Consider the following 16532-nt stretch of genomic DNA (forward strand, 5'->3'; position numbering starts at 1 on the left):
CGGGAGAGTAAAGTCATCGCCAACCATGAAAGCGAGGATTCGTGCCAACTGCAGCTATTGAAATACGCCGGCAATATTCGCGTGACGAAGAAACCGCCATCATCGACGCCGTGCGGGCCGGGATGATGGCGGCACTCAAAGTGCCGCACTGGACCATGCTTGTCCGCCTTTTCGTCCACGAGCCGCACCGCTTTGCGGGGCCTCAGGACAAGGGCGAGCGGTACACGCTGGTCAGCATTGACTGCTTCATCGGACGCTCTGCCGAGACCAAACGCGCGCTCTATCAGGCGATCGTGCAGAACCTCGGACTGTGCGGCATTCCCGCCGACCACCTCAAAGTACTGGTGCGCGAAGCGCCGCGCGAGAACTGGGCGATTCGTGGCGGCCTGCCGGCGTCGGACGTCGAACTTGAGTACGACGTGAATATCTAGGCCGTGGACTGCAGCAGTTCCAGCGCCAGCCCATGCAGGCGGTGTTTCGGCTCGGCTAAGGCTTCCAGCATACTGAAGTGGTTAAGCCCAAAAAGCGATTCGCAGACGGGTACGGTCTCAAAGCCCCAAGCTTGCCGGATCAACAAGTTCTGGCGCAAGAACTCGGCGCTTTCGTCTGCACCCACCACGCTGTAGAGCGTGCCCAGGCTCGGGCGCGGCAACAAGGCCGGACTGGCTTGCTGCACCTGCTCCGGCGTCAACCTCAAGTCGGAGAGAAACGGCGTGCGACGGATCGGTTCCAGATCGTACAAGCCTGAAATGGAGAGCGCGTTCCTGATCAGGTATGGCGGCAGATCAGGCGCATAGTCTTTCCAGCCACAGGTCAGCAGCAGGGCCGCCAGATGCCCACCAGCGGAGTGTCCGGCGACCGTGATGCGTTGCGGGTCACCTCCGTATTCGACGATGTGGCGCCAGGTCCACGCCAGTGCCTCGACCATTTGCAGGGCAATTTGAGGAATGGTCGCCGCCGGGCACAAGGTGTAGTTGGGCACCACCACACAAGCACCGGCCTGCGTCAATGCAGGCGCTATGAAGGAGTGATCGGCCTTGTCCAGCGCACGCCAGTAGCCGCCGTGGATGAACACCAGCACCGGGGCACCCGACTGAACCCGGGCACCACCACTGGCGCTGAATCCGCTTGCCGGAAAGACATCCAGAGTCTCACCGGAGCTGTTGCCGTAGGGAAGGTCCAACTGACAGGGCAGCCGCTTGCGCGCGCTCTGGGAGTCTTCAGCCCAGCGCGTGAAGTGGGCGGCATACCCCGGCACCAGGGCGCGGTTGTTGTACATACTGTCCAGCCATTGGGGGTCCCAAGCTGCTGTGGCGCTGTTCATGGAGTCCTCTTTCAAATTTTGATGCTGACCTGCATCTTGGCACAGCTTTCCTCCGCCCTCCCCGGCGTGGGCGCGGCCTGTTCGGGCTCCCCTTTTACATTCAGGCCACCACACCCATGCCCTGCTCAAGACAACTGTCCAGAATCCATAATGCCCAGTTTCGCGCAGTTGCAAGCTGCCTGACAGATCAGCGGACTCAGTAGCCCAGCATATTGCCGCGCACATGGACCAGGTGCGCGGTACAAAGCGCTTTGGCCCGAACGGCATCGCGGTATTTCAGCGCCGCCACCAGCGCGCGGTGCTCCTGCTGGTACTCCAGCCGCCGCTCTGGCGTGGCACTGCCGCGCTTGAGCATGCCCCACTCGGCTTCGGAGCGTGCGTGGTTCATCAGCCGGAAAACACTGGCGATAAAGGCGTTGTGGGCAGCGTCGGCAATGACTTCGTGCAGCAAGCTGTCCCAGCGCTCGAAGTCTTCCAGGGTAATAGCCGCTTCGGCTTTGCTGCAGCACTCTTCCATGCGCGCGAAATCGGCGGAATTTGCGTTGCCGATCACCATGTCGATGATGGCCGGCTCCAGCACCAGGCGCGCACTCATCAGCTCGGCCGGACTGATAGCGCTCATTGTGCCGGTATCGGGCATGCTGCCCAGCACCTCGGCAATGCGTTCACTCACATAGGTGCCGCTGCCGACAGTCTGCGTGATCAGCCCACGCTCTTTCAGACCCGCCAGCACACGCCGCACGGTGGACCGGCTCAGGCCACTCTCGGCGCTGAAATCACGCTCGGTCGGAATCCGGTGACCGGAACGCCATTTGCGCGACTTCAGATTGTCGAGGATGGTTTCTTCCAAAGCCGCAGCGCTGTCCATAAAGTTCATGAGAAAAGAGCCGGAGTGAAGCCTGCACCATGATACCCATTTACTTGAGTTTGCTTTCTATTTTCCATATTTGGGCCGAATTGGTTTAACACACTCAGGGATTCAACCATAAGACACGTTAGGTGTTTTCCAGAAACAACCGACTATCTTTGCTTTCTTGGTTGACTATTGGTATTATTTGGGTGAAATTGCTTGGGGCCCCTGGGAAGCTCTGAACGCTACGGCACCCAGGCAACGGACAAACCCATATCTCAACGACAAGGAGACTCATTTGCGTATTGCAACTTATCAATGGAACGGACAACGGCATGTAGGGGTCGTTGCTGAAGACGGCCAATCCCTGACTCCCTTGAACCTCGAACCGGGACAGGCACGCACAGGCGCGCTGGCGGTGATTGAACTGGGCGGCGACCTGAAGCAGCTGTCACGGCGCTACGGACAACCCCTGCTAATCCGTGATGTGAAGCTGGAAGCGCCGCTACCGGTACCGCGGCGCAATATCTTTTGCGTGGGCCGCAACTACCACGCTCATGCCAAAGAGCTGTCAGCGTCGGTTTTCAAAAACAACAACGCCAACCCCGAAGCATGGCCCATCATTTTCACCAAGGTGCCTGAATGCGTGGTGGGCCCGACTGCCGACGTGATGCTGCCGACGGGGATCTCGGAGCAGATTGACTATGAGTCCGAACTTGCCGTGGTAATCGGCACCGGTGGCCGCAACATCTCGCGCGCCAATGCGCTAAAGCATGTGTTTGGCTACACCATCGTCAATGACGTGACCGCACGCGACGTGCAAATGCGGCACCAGCAATGGGACCTGGGCAAGTCCTTCGATACCTTTTGCCCGATGGGGCCGTGGATAGTGACGGCTGACGAACTCGACGGCAACCGGACACGCGTGCGCGGCTGGGTCAACGGCGAGTTGCGACAGGACGCGCAAACCACCGACCTGATCTTTGACATCCCGACGCTGATCGAAACCTGCTCGCGCGGCATCACGCTGTATCCCGGTGATGTGATTGCCACGGGTTCACCGGCCGGCGTGGGTATGGGCATGAATCCGCCGCAGTACCTGAAATCTGGTGACGTCGTACGCATCGAGATCGACGGCATTGGCGTGATTGAAAACCGTTTTATGTGAGCCCTGTCGGGCATGAACAAAAGGCGCCGTGGGGGTGCCATTAAGAGGAGACTTTGATGAGTGATGTGAAGTGGACGGGCGGTGTGGAGCACTGGGCCCACAAAGGGAATATCAAACTTTTTCTCTGGGAGAAAAAGGCCTCTCCCAAAGTAGCGCATGCGGGTACCCTCTTTTTTGTGCATGGCTCGTCCATGGCCTCGCAACCCACGTTTGACCTGCATGTGCCCGGCCGGCCTTATTCGTCCGCAATGGACTGGTTTGCAGAGCACGGCTTTGACACCTGGACCATGGACAACGAAGGTTATGGCCGCTCCGACAAGCACCGGGACATCAACTTCGACATCAGCAATGGTGCCGATGACCTGGCCGCAGGCAGCGAGTACATCCTGAAAAAATCCGGCGCCAAGTCACTGCTGGTGTATGGCATTTCGTCGGGTGCGCTGAAGGCGGCGCTGTTCACCGAGCGGCATCCAGAGCGCGTGGCCAAACTGGCACTCGATGCCTTTGTATGGACCGGCGAAGGCAGCCACACGCTGGAGCAGCGCAAGAAAAAACTGCCGGAGTTTCTGGCCAAAAACCGCCGTCCTATCGACCGCGCGTTCGTCCACAGCATTTTCCAGCGCGACCATCCCGGTACTGCCGACGAGAACACCGTCAACGCGTTTGCCGATGCCATCCTGACACTGGATGATTCGATGCCCACGGGAACCTATGTCGATATGTGCTCAAAACTGCCGCTGCTGAATCCTCAAAAAATCCCGGTGCCCTCCCTCATTTTGCGGGGTGAGTACGACGGCATTGCAGGCCTGGACGACCTGATCAATTTCTTCAAGCTGCTACCCAACATGAACAAGCAGTTCAGCGTGATGGCGGGCATCTCGCACGCCAGCTTCCAGCAGAAGAACTACATGATGGTCTACCAGATACTGCACAGTTTCTTCACCATGCCAGAGCCAGCTTACAAGGGGTAACACCATGAAAACCATTGCCAAGTCACTGTTGCTGGGGCCGCTGCTTGCGGTAACGCTGTCAACAGGGTTTGCCCAGACTTATCCAAGCAAACCGATCAAGCTGATTGTTCCGTTTGCGCCGGGTGGCTTTACCGATGTGGTAGCGCGCATCCTGGGACAAAAGCTCTCTACCGCCATGGGGCAGCAATTTGTGATTGAAAACAAGGCCGGTGCGGGCTCCATCATCGGCACTGATTTTGTGGCCAAGTCGGCGCCAGACGGCTATACACTGGTAATGGTTTCCACCACGCATGTGATCAGCCCCTGGATCTACAAAAGCTTGCCTTACGATCCGATTAAGAGCTTTACGGTGATCTCCAAACTGGTCGACTCACCGTATGTGCTGCTGGTCAACCCCAAGGTGCCCGCGCGCAATGTGAAGGAATTCATTGCCTTGGCCAAGGCCGCGCCCGATACCATTCACTATGCCTCATCGGGCAACGGCAGTTCGCAGCACCTGATGGGCGGGCTCTTTGTTTCCATGACGGGAGCCAAGCTCGCGCATGTGCCCTACAAGGGCAGTGCCGGTGCGACTACCGATCTGGTAGGCGGTGTAGTGGAGAGCAGTTTTGCAGGTGTTCCCAATGCGCTGTCGATGGTGCCGCAGGGCCGACTAAGGGCGCTGGCAGTGACGACGGCCAAACGCATCCCGCAGTTGCCTGACGTTCCCACCATGCAGGAAGCCGGTGTACCGGGCTATGTAGCGTCGGTCTGGCTGGCCCTGCTGGCTCCGGCAGGCACGCCCCGTGACATCGTCAACAAGCTGAACGCTGAAATCCGCAAGGCGATGGATTCTCCGGACACGAAGAAAGCCCTGTATAACGCGGGCGTCGAAGTCTCACCCTCCAGCCCCGAGGCCATGTCGGAGTATATGGTGCAGGAGATGGAGCGCTGGGGCAAAGTCGTCAAGGAAACCGGCATCAAGATCGAATAAGCATTTTTGCCCGTTCCACGAAAAAGGTCGCTGCAAACCTTGCGGTTTGCAACGACCTTTTAGCGCTGGGGCTGATCAAAAATGATCAGCCACCATCAGTCACGTACGGGCTTGGAAAACTTGCCAGCCTTTTTTGCTGCATCGCGCGGCACAAACACCTTGCCAGCTGGTTTGGCGAAACCGGGTTTACGGTTTGCAAAATCAGGACGAGGTGCGAAGCCTTCGTTGCGGGCGTCAAAGTTACGGTCTTCACGCGGCGCAAAGCTGTTGCTGTTGCTGTTGCCGCCGCCAAATCCGCGGTCGTCCTGACGGCGTGGGCCGCGGTCGTTGAAGCTGGTGCGGTCCGCATAAGCATTGCCCTGAGGCGCTGCTGGCCGGCCCTGGAAGGAGCCACCACGGTCATCACGGTTGCCGCCGAAGCCGCCACCCGAACCGCCGCCTGCTGGCTTGCGGCCAGCAAAGCCGCCGCCGCCAAAATTGCGACCACCACGGTCAGGACCGTTGCCAAAATTACCGCGTGGACGCTCGGAGGTTGGCGCAAAACGCTGCTGCGGCTCCAGACCGGCGATCACGCTGGGCTTGAGGTTTTGCTGCGTGTAGTGCTCAATATCCTGAATCTTGCGGCGGTCGCGGAATTCGGCAATCGTGATCGCCTGACCTTGTCGGCCGGCACGGCCGGTACGGCCAATGCGGTGCACATAGTCTTCAGCTTTCATCGGCAGGCCGTAGTTGATCACGTGGGTGATGGTCGGCACATCCAGGCCGCGGGCGGCCACATCGGTGGCCACCAGAACCTGCACGCGGCCGTCACGGAAAGCCATCAAACGGCGGTTGCGCAGACCCTGGCCCAAAGCGCCATGCAGCGCCACGGCGCTAAAGCCTTCTTGCACCAGATCATTGGCCAGGCCATCACATTCAACCTGCGTGCAGGCAAACACGAGGGCCTGGTTGATGGTGGTGTCGCGCAGCCAGTGGTCCAGCAGCTTGCGCTTGTGCGTCATGTTGTCGGCCCACAGCAGGGATTGCGTGATCGAAGCGTGTTTTTCATGCGGAGAGTCAATCTCCACGCGCTGCGGCTGCCGCATCACGCGGGTAGCCAGCTGCATGATGCGCGGCGCAAAGGTGGCGCTGAACATCATGGTCTGCTTGCGCTCAATGGTCAGCTGGTTGACCTCGGTCAGGTCGTCGGCAAAGCCGAGGTCCAGCATACGGTCAGCTTCGTCAACCACCAGGAATTGCACCTTGTCGAGCTTGATCTGCATGCTGCGCTGAAGGTCCAGCAGACGGCCGGGCGTGGCCACCACCAGGTCAGCATTTTGCAGCTTGGCAATTTGCAACTGGTAAGGAATACCGCCCACCACATTGGCAATGCGCAAGCCGCGGCAATGACGAACCAGATCAATCGCGTCCGCGCAGACTTGCTGGGCCAGCTCGCGTGTCGGGCAGAGAATCAGCGCGCCGGGCGTGGCGGCTTTGAAATTGCGGGCGTTGGTCGGGTCTTTGCGCTTGGGTTTTTTCAGAGGCGCTTCGCCTCTGGCGATGGCTTCCGCGCTAAGGCGTTCAAATTCAGCGCGTTCATGGCGCTCGGCTTCAACTTGCTGCATGAGCAGGGTGTGCAGCACGGGCAGCAGGAAGGCTGCAGTTTTGCCACTACCGGTCTGGCTGGAGACCAGTAGATCGGTGAATTTTTCTGCCTTTGGGTCGGCATCCAGCGCCTGCATGGCTTTGGGTATGGTCGCCAGCTGCACCGCGGTGGGCTGGGTAAATCCCATGTCGGCCACGGCTTGCAGCAGTTCCCTGGCCAGGCCCAGCTTCACGAAGCCGTTGGGCTCGGGCGCAATGGCTTCCAGCGAGGTTTCTGCATCAACAGGCGCGTCGGAAAAGTCCGGAATCACGTTGATTTCGATATCGGAAATGGTGTCGGTAATGGCTTCGGACAAAAAGTCGCCACGAGCCTCAAAAGAGTCAGTCATGTTTTTTCTCACTAATCACCTGCGCACGACGCTTTTGACAGGTAGCCAAAAAAGTAAAAGTGCAGCAGGAAACTTCACCTCCCGCGATGCAGAAGGCTTCGTTCATGGTTAATAAAACATCAACCATCAAACGAATATTTCGGTCCAGGCGACTCCGGTAAACCGGTGCCTGAAGCGGTGACTCTGTTAGTAGAGTCCAAAAGTGTGAGGTAGATGTACAAATGCAGCACACCCTGTGCAACTGCAAGCCCGTGATTATGCCACGGTTTGCGGGTTTCTACCAATTCCCCGGTTTTCCAAAGGTTATGGAGCCACGTTGCGGCGAGCCGTTCCGTGACTGACCTGCTATTATTTCAGGAGCTTCTTGTGCCCGCGCTTATTGGGCTAGAGGCCTAATTTATCTAAAATTCCTGAGACTCACTTCAAAAAGTGTTCCCGGTAGTGTTCAAGTTCGTCAATTGATTCATTCACGTCAGCCAGGGCGGTATGCTTTTGGCGCTTCTTGAAAGCGCTGTAAACCTCGGGCCGCCAGCGTTTGGCCAGTTCCTTGAAGGTGCTGACATCGACATTGCGGTAGTGAAAAAATGCTTCAAGTTTGGGCATGTACTTGACCAGAAAGCGCCGGTCCTGGCTGATGGTATTGCCGCACATCGGCGACGTGCCTTTAGGCAGGTACTGCGCGAGAAAGACCAGCAACTGCTTTTCGGCTTCTTCTTCAGTTAACGTGCTGGCCTTGACCTTGTCGATCAGGCCGCTGCGGCTGTGGGTGCCCTTGTTCCACTTGTCCATCTGCCCCAGGAGCTCGTCGGACTGGTGGATGGCCAGTACCGGGCCTTCGATACGCGGCGTGAGTTGCGGGCCGGTGACGATCACGGCGATTTCGATCAGGCGTTCCTTTTCCGGGTCGAGACCGGTCATTTCGCAGTCCAGCCAGACAAGGTTCTGGTCTGATTTTTTGAGAGTGAATTCAATTTCAGGCATCTTGCGATTCTCGCTGATGACCTAAACTCCTGATGATGTCCCGCTATTCACTTGTCTTTACCCTGCTGTTTTCAGCCATTTTGGTGCTGGGATTGCTCACGAAGTTCTACCTGGCTTCACGGCAAATACGCCATGTGGCGGGCCACCGCAACAGCGTACCCACTGCGTTTGCAGCCAGAATCTCCCTCCAGGCGCACCAAAAAGCAGCCGACTACACCGTGGCCAAAGCGCGCTTTGGCCTGCTGGAAACGGCTTTCGCTGCAGCCCTGCTGCTGGGCTGGACGCTTCTGGGCGGCATGGATGCGCTGAACCAGGCGCTGATCCATTCGGGACTGGCCGCTCACGGCAGTCTGGTGCCGCAGCTGGCATTGCTGGCGGCGTTCGGCGTCATTAGCGGCCTGCTGGACCTGCCCTTCTCCCTGTACAGCACCTTCAGAATTGAAGAGCGCTTCGGCTTCAACAAAATGACGTTCCGGCTCTGGCTGGCCGACCTCGCGAAGTCCGCGCTGGTGGGCCTCGCAATCGGCCTGCCGATCGTGGCCCTGATCCTGTGGCTGATGGGTAGCGCAGGCAGTTTTTGGTGGCTCTGGGCTTGGGGCACATGGATGGGTTTTAACCTCCTGGTGCTGGTACTCTTTCCCACCGTGATTGCGCCGTTGTTCAACAAATTCAAGCCGCTGGAAGATGAAGCTCTGAAGGCGCGGGTGACGGCCCTGATGCAGCGTTGCGGCTTTGCGGCCAAAGGCCTGTTTGTGATGGATGGCAGCAAGCGCTCGGCGCACGCCAACGCCTATTTCACCGGTTTTGGCGCGGCCAAGCGCGTGGTGTTTTACGACACCTTGCTCAAGCAACTGAGCCCCGGTGAGGTTGACGCCGTGCTGGCGCATGAGCTGGGCCATTTCAAGCACAAACACATCCTCAAACGCATCATTTCGATGTTTGCCATGAGCCTGGCTGGCTTTGCGCTACTGGGCTGGCTGTCATCACAAGCTTGGTTTTATACCGGGATGGGTGTCAAGCCCAACCTTTCAGAGGCCAACGACGCGCTGGCCTTGCTGTTGTTCTTGTTGGTGGTGCCACTCTTCAGCTTTTTTATCTCACCGGTGTTTGCTCGGTTCTCGCGCAAGCATGAATTTGAGGCCGACGCCTACGCCGTATCACAAACGAACGGCAAGGATTTGCAAAGCGCACTGCTCAAGCTGTACCAGGACAATGCCAGCACGCTCACGCCCGACCCGGTGTTTGTGAAGTTTTACTATTCCCACCCACCCGCCGCCGAACGCTTGGGACGCATGGCCCATGCTGTCGAAAGCGCAGTGCCATGAGCCATCCCATTCATCAAAACCGCCGGTCCCTGAGCGCTACGGAAATTGTCACGCAACTGAGCAAGCTCAACGGCGAGCAGGCACTGGGCTGGCGCCTGATCGACGGCGCGCTGGAAAAAACCTTCACCTTCAAAAACTACCACGAGACCATTGGTTTCGTGAATGCAGTGGCTTTCATAGCCAATGCCGAAAACCATCACCCGGATCTGGCGGTGAGCTACAACCAATGCACGGTTCGCTTCAACACGCACGATGTGAAGGGCATTTCAGTCAGTGACTTTTTCTGCGCGTCCAAGGTTGACGCCTTGCTGGTTTGAGCAAACTGGCCCAACAGGCACGCTCGGGCGCTGCGCCGGTGTTGGGCACCCAGCCTGGCCTGGTGGTGGCCAGTTTTGGCCGCCATGTTCTGGTTGAAACGGAAACCGGCCAGCGCGTGATCTGCCACCCGCGTGGCAAGAAAAACCAGGCCGTGGTCGGCGACCGCGTGCGGTGGCTGCCTTCGCAGGATGAAGGCACTCTCGAAAAAATAGAGGAGCGCAGCAACCTGTTTTACCGGCAGGACGAGATGCGCACCAAGTCGTTTGCCGCCAATCTAGACCAAGTCCTCATCCTGATCGCCGCAGAGCCAGAGTTCTCGGAAAGCCAGTTGACACGGGCCCTGATTGCCGCTGAAGCAGAACGCATTACCCCCATCATTGCGCTAAATAAGAGCGACCTGACCGAGCCGTTTGGGCGCGCCTGGACCAAGCTGGCGCCCTACCGGACCATGGGCTACAAAATGCTGCCGCTTGCGATCAAGCCAAAAACCGCCACAGCCCTTCCCGACGAGGCACAGACCTCCGAGCTGCTGGACCTGATGCGGGGAAAAAAGACACTGGTACTGGGCCCTTCAGGGACCGGAAAAAGCAGCCTGACCAATCTGCTGGTGCCCCATGCGCGGGTGCTGACGGCCGAGATATCCCAAGCCCTGAACTCGGGCAAGCACACTACCACCAGCACGACGCTGTACTGGGTGGACGATGCGAGGACCACCGCACTGATCGACTCGCCAGGCTTCCAGGAATTTGGCCTGAACCACATTGAGCCTATGCAGCTGGCCAACTACATGCCCGACTTCAAGGCCCATGCGCAGGACTGCAAGTTCTACAACTGCACGCACTTGCATGAGCCAGGCTGCGGTGTGATTTCAGAGGTTAAATCGACTGCTAGCCCAAGCAGCATAAGCGCAAGCCGCTATCGTTTGTATAGCGAGCTGTTTGCCGAGCTGTCGCAGACCCGGTACTGAAAACCATCGGAAGTACGGGAAAGCACGTGGTGAAGCGCTGAGGCGCAGGCCAGCCACCTGGGAATGCTCAGCCCAGCAAGCGCGCCAAGGTCAACAGTGCAAGCAGCACCATCCAGAGCACCACGGAACGCCACACCAGCCCCACAACGCTGCGCAAGTGCGCCACTTCAGGCTCGCGGCCTGGGGTGGACACTGTGACGGTGCCGTCCTCAGCATCCAGCCCACCGGCCTCAAACCCCGGCGATGCATCGGGTGCCAATGCGGCCTTGAGCGCTTCACCGCCGAGCCGCACATTTACCGCCCCGGAGGTGGCCGCAAGAATGATGCCGTCGTTGCGGTTTTCGGCGGCGGCGGGTGCATTAGCCGGGAAGCGCTGGTTGTAGTTGCGCCAGGCATCAATGGCATCTTCAAAGCTTCCCACGACCGCAAACCCCAGCGACGTGACGCGGGCGGGCACAAAGTCGATGGCACCCCAGGCACGGGTGGCGACCAGTTGCAGTGCCGGGCTGGCGCCTTCTCCGGGGGATTTGCTTGTGTGGCCCCAGTAACGCGAGACAAATTCGCTCATGCGGTACAGCACCGCGCCCGCAGGTCCCAGACCCAGCGCAGCGAGCACTGAAAACCAGCCCAGCACACCAAACACATGGCGATGGGCAGCAAGCACCGAGTATTCAATCACGTGGCGGACGATTTCACTGCGCGGCAATTCACTCGCATCCACTTGGCGCCACTGCGCCAGCAGCTCACGTGCCGTGGCTTCATCGCCGTCGTCCAGCGCGTCGCGTATGTCGGTGAAGTAATGGCTGAACTGCCGAAAACCCAGCGTGATATACAAAATTGCCACGCTCCACGCAAAAGCCAGCAACACACTCACACGCCACAGTAGCCAGTGAATCAGCAGCGTGACCAGCGCAGGAACCAGCACTGCCACCGTCCACGCCAACCATCCGTGGTGGGGCTTACCGGCATCCAGGTTGCGATTGACCCAACGTGCCCACCTCCGAAAACCGGCATGAACCCAGTTGCCGCGGGCCAGTGGCCGGGCCTGTTCGATGATGAGTGCAAACAAAACAGCAAAAAAGCTCATGCCGAATCATAACGGTCTCTCGCACTTCCTGAGGCTTTACGTCCACACCCAGGCTTTGTCGCCCACCCTGCCACCCGCACGGCCAACAAACCTCTGCACAGGCTCCTTAAGCGCTCAGGAATCGGTAGAGGTTGCGCAGCATGCCGGCGGTTGCTCCCCAGATGTAGCGCTCTCTGGCTTCGCTGCTGTCAGTCTCAGCCATAGGATCGGTGTAAGGCATGGAGAGCCACTGGCGTATCCCGCCGTCGAATTCGATCTCGTGGCGGCGGTGATGGGCGGGATTCATCAAATACCAGAGTGGCACTTCAAATACATCCGCCACCTCCCCCGGGTTGGGCTGCAGCACGAACCCAGGTTTCACCAGTGCGACCACCGGTGTGATGATGAAGGCCGTACCCGTGACATAGGTCGGCAAGGTGCCCAGCACCTCCACATGACCCCGCGGCAAGCCGATTTCTTCCCGCGCTTCCCGCAAGGCCGTGTCAACCGCATCCTGATCGGACTCGTCGGTGCGGCCGCCGGGCAAGGCGATCTGTCCCGAATGGGTAGAAAGGTTGGTGGTCCGCTCGGTCAGCAACAGGGTGAGCTCGTTGCGCATCACCAGGGGCAGCAGCACCGCCGCAGGAGCCGGCTCCCGATCGGCAAATTTCTTTTCCACGCTGTGCTCGGGCGTCCAGACCGGTGGATGCCTAAAGCGCTCGCGCATGGCCTGCGGCGTAAGGCGCTCCAGCGCTACGCCCGCAAGGTGGTCATCGATCCCCAGCACCGGAATGCTGCGAGGATCAAATTTTGGCAATGGCTTGGTGAAGGTCATACGTGTCACAGCTTAGTACCGCAACTCAGAAATAAAGAAACATGAAAACCCGTCTTTTCCCGTCTGGCGTTGTTGTCGTAGCTGGGGCTATGTCGCCTCCTCTCGCCTAGCCAGACAGAAAAATCCATCGGTTTCATTGTGTTCCTCTATCTCCAAGTTAGGGTACCAGCAGGCAAGAAAAAGCCGCCCGGAAGAGCGGCTTTTCGAGGGCGTAAACTGCTTTTATGCAGCTTTGGCGCCCAGCTTTTCCTTGATACGCGCCGACTTGCCGCTGCGGCTGCGCAAATAGTACAGCTTGGCACGGCGTACATCACCGCGACGCTTGACTTCGATCTTGGCGATCAGCGGGCTGTAGAGCTGGAAGGTACGCTCAACGCCTTCGCCATTGGAGATTTTGCGGACGATGAAGCTTGAATTGAGGCCGCGGTTGCGCTTGGCAATCACCACGCCTTCAAAAGCCTGCATACGCTTGCGGGTACCTTCAACCACGTTCACGCTCACGATGACGGTGTCGCCAGGTGCGTAAACAGGAATGGTTTTGTTCAAGCGAGCAATTTCTTCCTGCTCAAGGGTTTCGATCAGATTCATGGTTTTTCCAACTAACTTTTTCGTTCATTCACGCGCTACGCTAAAGACCGCAAATCCATGGTTTCATCAGAAGATGGACAGATGGTTGCAGTGGCCGCCAGAGGATCGAAAAGTTTTTAATTATAGCAATTTACGAATCCTTCTCCGGATTTTCGATCAAATCGGCAAGGAAGGCCTCGTCGCTTGCGCTCAAATGACCGGCCACTCGCGCTTGTTGCACCAACTCCGGGCGTTGTTGCTGGCTCAAGGCCAGCCGCTGTTCACGACGCCAGCGCTCGATGTGAGCGTGGTTGCCAGACAACAAGGTTTTTGGCACAGGCTGGCCGCGCCAAACTTCCGGCCGGGTGTAATGAGGGCAATCCAGCAGCCCATCAAGCGCCGGATTGAAGCTGTCCATCTGGTGGCTGCCTTCGTCGTTCAAAACCCCGGGCTGCAGTCGGGCCACGGCGTCCAGCAGCGCCATCGCGGCAATTTCTCCGCCCGACAGCACGAAATCGCCCAAGCTGATCTGGCGGTCGACATAGGTTTCTATGAAACGCTGGTCAAGACCCTCATAGCGGCCACAAATCAGCACCGCGCCGCTGCTGGCTGACCAGCGTTCTACGCTGGCGTGGTTCAGGACCTGGCCCACGGGGGAAAAAAGGACGGTGGGCACAACTGCGGCACCGCTAGCGGCGCGCTCGGCCCGCACATTTTCGAGGCACCGCGTGAGCGGTTCGGTCATCATCACCATGCCGGGACCGCCGCCAAATGGCCGGTCGTCCACGCGACGGTAATTGCCCTCGGCGAAGTCGCGAGGGTTCCAGAGCCTGACCTCGACAAGGCCCGCTTCGTAGGCACGACGGGTTACGCCACTGACAAGAAACGGCGCAAAAAGCTCGGGAAACAGGGTAATGACATCAAAGCGCATGGAAGGGCTATTTTGCGCGTCTGGGTTACGGCGCGGAATAGGTCAGGGCAATCTGCCCTGCTACAGCCTCTGAGACATCAATAGTCGGGTTGCCAGTCAACGGTGATGCGTTTGCCAGCGATATCCACCGCATCCACGTAGGCCGCGACAAAAGGAATCATGCGTTCGGCTACGGTGGCTTTTGTGCTTATGCCATCTTCCTGGCTGGTCGTGTATTCAACGCACAGCACCGAGTGCGGGCCGGTGGCCATCAGGTCGCGTACAAGCCCCAAGGCCACGCCTTCGCGGTTGACCACGTTCAAGCCGATCAGGTCGACCCAATAATACTCGTCTTTGGAAGCGGCTGGGAAACTGCTGCGCGGCAGAAAAATCCGGGCACCACGCAATGCCTCAGCGGCATTGCGCTCGTCGACACCGCTGAATTTGGCGACCACCGAACCGGAATGGGTTTTGACCTCGTCCACGCCAAGGGAAACCGTGCCGGAAAATGCAGTGAAGCCCGGTCGAAATTTGGCGTCAGGTACCTGTAAAAACCAGGATTTGGCCGAGAAGAGTGCTTCTGGATCGGCGCTATGCGACAAGACTTTCACCCAGCCTTTCAAACCCCACGCATCCAGAATGCGCCCGACTTCAATGGCATCGTCCGGAAGGCTTGAAGGAGTCAAACCCGCGGGCGGCTGAAGGCCGGGCAGCATCAAAACTTCTAAAAATCAGGCGGCCTTGGCGGCGCCCTGCTTGACCAGACGCTCAACGGTGGGGGACGCTTGGGCACCAACACCGATCCAGTGCGTCAAACGGTCTTGCGCAATGCGCAGGCCTTCTTCGCCACCTTTGGCAATCGGGTTGTAAAAACCGATGCGCTCGATGAAACGGCCATCGCGGCGAACGCGTTTGTCAGCCACAACAATATTGAAAAATGGACGGTGCTTAGAACCGCCGCGTGAAAGTCGAATGACGACCATGATTTATCCTTCGGGTGGTGGGGTAAAAACACCCCAAATATTCCTGCAGCGCTTGAGACACACGACATGGCACCCGGCCAGCGAAATGCTGCAAAGCCCAATAGTATAACCTGCCGTACGACACTATCGCGTTTTGCCAAAAATCAATTAAACCCGCCACCCTCCACTCACGAATCTAACCTTGAATTGTTGACCAACATGCCTCTCATACGACCCAGCCGCGACGAAGACATTCCCGCCATCACCGCCATCTACGCACATCACGTGCTTCATGGTACGGGCACTTTTGAAACCGAGCCCCCAAACGTGGCCGACATGGCCATGCGCCGGGCCGATGTCCTGTCCAAGGGCCTGCCCTACCTGGTCGCCGAGCAGGGCAGAAAGATTGCCGGGTTTGCCTACGGCAATTGGTTCAAGCCCCGTCCGGCTTACCGGTATTCAGTGGAGGACTCGATTTACCTGGCCCCGGATCTGCACCGCAAGGGTCTTGGCCGTGCCCTGCTGGCCGAACTGCTGGCACGCTGTGAGGCCGTGGGCATTCGCAAAGTGATGGCCATCGTGGGCGATTCGACCAATGCAGGGTCCGTCGGTGTTCATCGGGCGGTGGGCTTCACGCAGGTCGGAACCATCAATTCCTGCGGCTGGAAATTCGGCGCGTGGCGTGACATCGTCATCATGGAAAAAACCCTCGGGCTGGGCGACACTCAGCCACCACTCGATCTGCCCACCCCATAATCCCTGTATGCATCCACGCACCGTAAAAAACAAAACGGCGGCCGCCTGGCTGGCCCTCATCGGCGGTCAGTTGGGGCTGCACCGCCTGTACCTTTTTGGCTTGAGTGACCTGTGGGCGTGGATGCACCCCATCGCCGCCGCTCTGGGCTGGTGGGGCGTTGAACGCGTACGGCTTTACGGGCAGGACGACCACCTGGCCTGGGTACTGATTCCGATGCTGGGTTTTACGCTGGCTGGAACCGCACTGACCGCTATTTACTACGGCTTGATGTCGCCTGAAAAATGGAATGCACAGCACAATCCCGGCGCCCCCGACGCAGTAGCCGGCCACACCAACTGGCTCACCATAGGTGCGGCCGTGTTTGCCTTGCTGTTTGGGACCATTTCATTGATGTCCAGCATTGTTTTCAGCTTCCAGCGCTACTTCGAATACCAGGTCGAAGAAGCCCGGAAAATCAGCCAGTAAATATAGCCCCCACGCTTGTCGCTTCGCGTACTGCGCTGCCCCCCGAGGGGGCTGTGCTTGCTTGGGGCTGCCCTGCGCGGCGCACTTCGGCCCCCACGCTTGTCGCTTCGCGTACTGCGC

General features: G+C 58.6%; 19 protein-coding genes. 9 read left to right on the forward strand and 10 right to left on the reverse strand.

Going from position 1 to position 16532, the window contains the following annotated elements; translation table 11 throughout:
• Nucleotides 1-41: 41 nt before the first annotated feature.
• On the forward strand, nucleotides 42-431 hold the full coding sequence (locus B3F77_RS10095; protein WP_293604829.1) for a tautomerase family protein: 390 nt from the start codon (nucleotides 42-44) through the stop codon (nucleotides 429-431).
• Here B3F77_RS10095 and B3F77_RS10100 read toward each other — a convergent pair.
• A complete protein-coding gene (locus B3F77_RS10100; RefSeq protein WP_293604830.1) occupies nucleotides 428-1324 on the reverse strand; it encodes an alpha/beta hydrolase in 897 nt (298 codons plus the stop codon). The two genes, B3F77_RS10095 and B3F77_RS10100, sit on opposite strands and share 4 nt — an antisense overlap.
• 196 nt (nucleotides 1325-1520) lie before the next feature.
• Nucleotides 1521-2201 (reverse strand): FadR/GntR family transcriptional regulator, encoded by a 681-nt coding sequence (locus tag B3F77_RS10105; RefSeq protein WP_293604831.1) that lies wholly within the window; start codon nucleotides 2199-2201, stop codon nucleotides 1521-1523.
• Between the two features lie 271 nt (nucleotides 2202-2472).
• On the opposite strand from B3F77_RS10105, the gene B3F77_RS10110 reads away from it, so the two are divergent.
• From B3F77_RS10110 to B3F77_RS10120, 3 genes are read left to right on the forward strand one after another with little or no spacing between them, the layout of a single operon-like run.
• Nucleotides 2473-3342, forward strand: coding sequence for a fumarylacetoacetate hydrolase family protein (locus tag B3F77_RS10110; protein WP_293604832.1), 870 nt, complete (start codon nucleotides 2473-2475; stop codon nucleotides 3340-3342).
• A 56-nt stretch (nucleotides 3343-3398) separates the two neighbouring features.
• Complete coding sequence (locus B3F77_RS10115; protein ID WP_293604833.1) at nucleotides 3399-4313, forward strand: alpha/beta hydrolase; 915 nt, start codon at nucleotides 3399-3401, stop codon at nucleotides 4311-4313.
• Nucleotides 4314-4317: 4 nt separating this feature from the next.
• Complete coding sequence (locus B3F77_RS10120; RefSeq protein WP_293604834.1) at nucleotides 4318-5286, forward strand: Bug family tripartite tricarboxylate transporter substrate binding protein; 969 nt, start codon at nucleotides 4318-4320, stop codon at nucleotides 5284-5286.
• Nucleotides 5287-5381: 95 nt separating this feature from the next.
• On the opposite strand, the gene B3F77_RS10125 is transcribed toward B3F77_RS10120, so the two are convergent.
• Both B3F77_RS10125 and orn read right to left on the reverse strand, forming a co-directional pair.
• Nucleotides 5382-7259 carry a DEAD/DEAH box helicase gene (locus B3F77_RS10125; protein WP_293604835.1) on the reverse strand — a complete coding sequence of 626 codons (1878 nt, stop codon included), beginning with the start codon at nucleotides 7257-7259 and terminating at the stop codon, nucleotides 5382-5384.
• Between the two features lie 417 nt (nucleotides 7260-7676).
• Complete coding sequence (gene orn / locus B3F77_RS10130) at nucleotides 7677-8240, reverse strand: oligoribonuclease (protein ID WP_293604836.1); 564 nt, start codon at nucleotides 8238-8240, stop codon at nucleotides 7677-7679.
• A gap of 35 nt (nucleotides 8241-8275) precedes the next feature.
• On the opposite strand from orn, the gene B3F77_RS10135 reads away from it, so the two are divergent.
• From B3F77_RS10135 to rsgA, 3 genes are read left to right on the forward strand one after another with little or no spacing between them, the layout of a single operon-like run.
• On the forward strand, nucleotides 8276-9565 hold the full coding sequence (locus tag B3F77_RS10135; protein ID WP_293604837.1) for a M48 family metallopeptidase: 1290 nt from the start codon (nucleotides 8276-8278) through the stop codon (nucleotides 9563-9565).
• On the forward strand, nucleotides 9562-9882 hold the full coding sequence (locus B3F77_RS10140; RefSeq protein WP_293604838.1) for a 4a-hydroxytetrahydrobiopterin dehydratase: 321 nt from the start codon (nucleotides 9562-9564) through the stop codon (nucleotides 9880-9882). The genes B3F77_RS10135 and B3F77_RS10140 overlap by 4 nt, the downstream gene beginning before the upstream one ends.
• 5 nt (nucleotides 9883-9887) lie before the next feature.
• Nucleotides 9888-10850 carry a ribosome small subunit-dependent GTPase A gene (rsgA, locus tag B3F77_RS10145; protein ID WP_293604895.1) on the forward strand — a complete coding sequence of 321 codons (963 nt, stop codon included), beginning with the start codon at nucleotides 9888-9890 and terminating at the stop codon, nucleotides 10848-10850.
• A 67-nt stretch (nucleotides 10851-10917) separates the two neighbouring features.
• Here rsgA and B3F77_RS10150 read toward each other — a convergent pair whose 3' ends face one another.
• The 6 genes from B3F77_RS10150 to rpsP all read right to left on the reverse strand — a co-directional run bounded on the left by B3F77_RS10150 (nucleotide 10918) and on the right by rpsP (nucleotide 15211).
• A complete protein-coding gene (locus B3F77_RS10150; protein ID WP_293604839.1) occupies nucleotides 10918-11937 on the reverse strand; it encodes a CobD/CbiB family protein in 1020 nt (339 codons plus the stop codon).
• A 106-nt stretch (nucleotides 11938-12043) separates the two neighbouring features.
• A complete protein-coding gene (locus B3F77_RS10155) occupies nucleotides 12044-12751 on the reverse strand; it encodes a CoA pyrophosphatase (RefSeq protein WP_293604840.1) in 708 nt (235 codons plus the stop codon).
• Nucleotides 12752-12973: 222 nt separating this feature from the next.
• Nucleotides 12974-13339, reverse strand: a complete 366-nt coding sequence (gene rplS, locus B3F77_RS10160; protein ID WP_293604841.1) for a 50S ribosomal protein L19 — start codon at nucleotides 13337-13339, stop codon at nucleotides 12974-12976.
• Nucleotides 13340-13469: 130 nt separating this feature from the next.
• Nucleotides 13470-14249, reverse strand: coding sequence for a tRNA (guanosine(37)-N1)-methyltransferase TrmD (gene trmD, locus B3F77_RS10165; RefSeq protein WP_293604842.1), 780 nt, complete (start codon nucleotides 14247-14249; stop codon nucleotides 13470-13472).
• Between the two features lie 77 nt (nucleotides 14250-14326).
• A complete protein-coding gene (rimM, locus tag B3F77_RS10170) occupies nucleotides 14327-14944 on the reverse strand; it encodes a ribosome maturation factor RimM (protein ID WP_293604843.1) in 618 nt (205 codons plus the stop codon).
• Nucleotides 14945-14959: 15 nt separating this feature from the next.
• On the reverse strand, nucleotides 14960-15211 hold the full coding sequence (gene rpsP, locus B3F77_RS10175; protein ID WP_293604844.1) for a 30S ribosomal protein S16: 252 nt from the start codon (nucleotides 15209-15211) through the stop codon (nucleotides 14960-14962).
• Nucleotides 15212-15409: 198 nt separating this feature from the next.
• On the opposite strand from rpsP, the gene B3F77_RS10180 reads away from it, so the two are divergent.
• A complete protein-coding gene (locus tag B3F77_RS10180; protein WP_293604845.1) occupies nucleotides 15410-15946 on the forward strand; it encodes a GNAT family N-acetyltransferase in 537 nt (178 codons plus the stop codon).
• A 7-nt stretch (nucleotides 15947-15953) separates the two neighbouring features.
• On the forward strand, nucleotides 15954-16412 hold the full coding sequence (locus tag B3F77_RS10185) for a hypothetical protein (RefSeq protein ID WP_293604846.1): 459 nt from the start codon (nucleotides 15954-15956) through the stop codon (nucleotides 16410-16412).
• Nucleotides 16413-16532 lie beyond the last annotated feature (120 nt).

Origin of the sequence: Polaromonas sp. UBA4122 (assembly GCA_002381615.1) — a bacterium.
Taxonomy (GTDB): domain Bacteria; phylum Pseudomonadota; class Gammaproteobacteria; order Burkholderiales; family Burkholderiaceae_C; genus Polaromonas.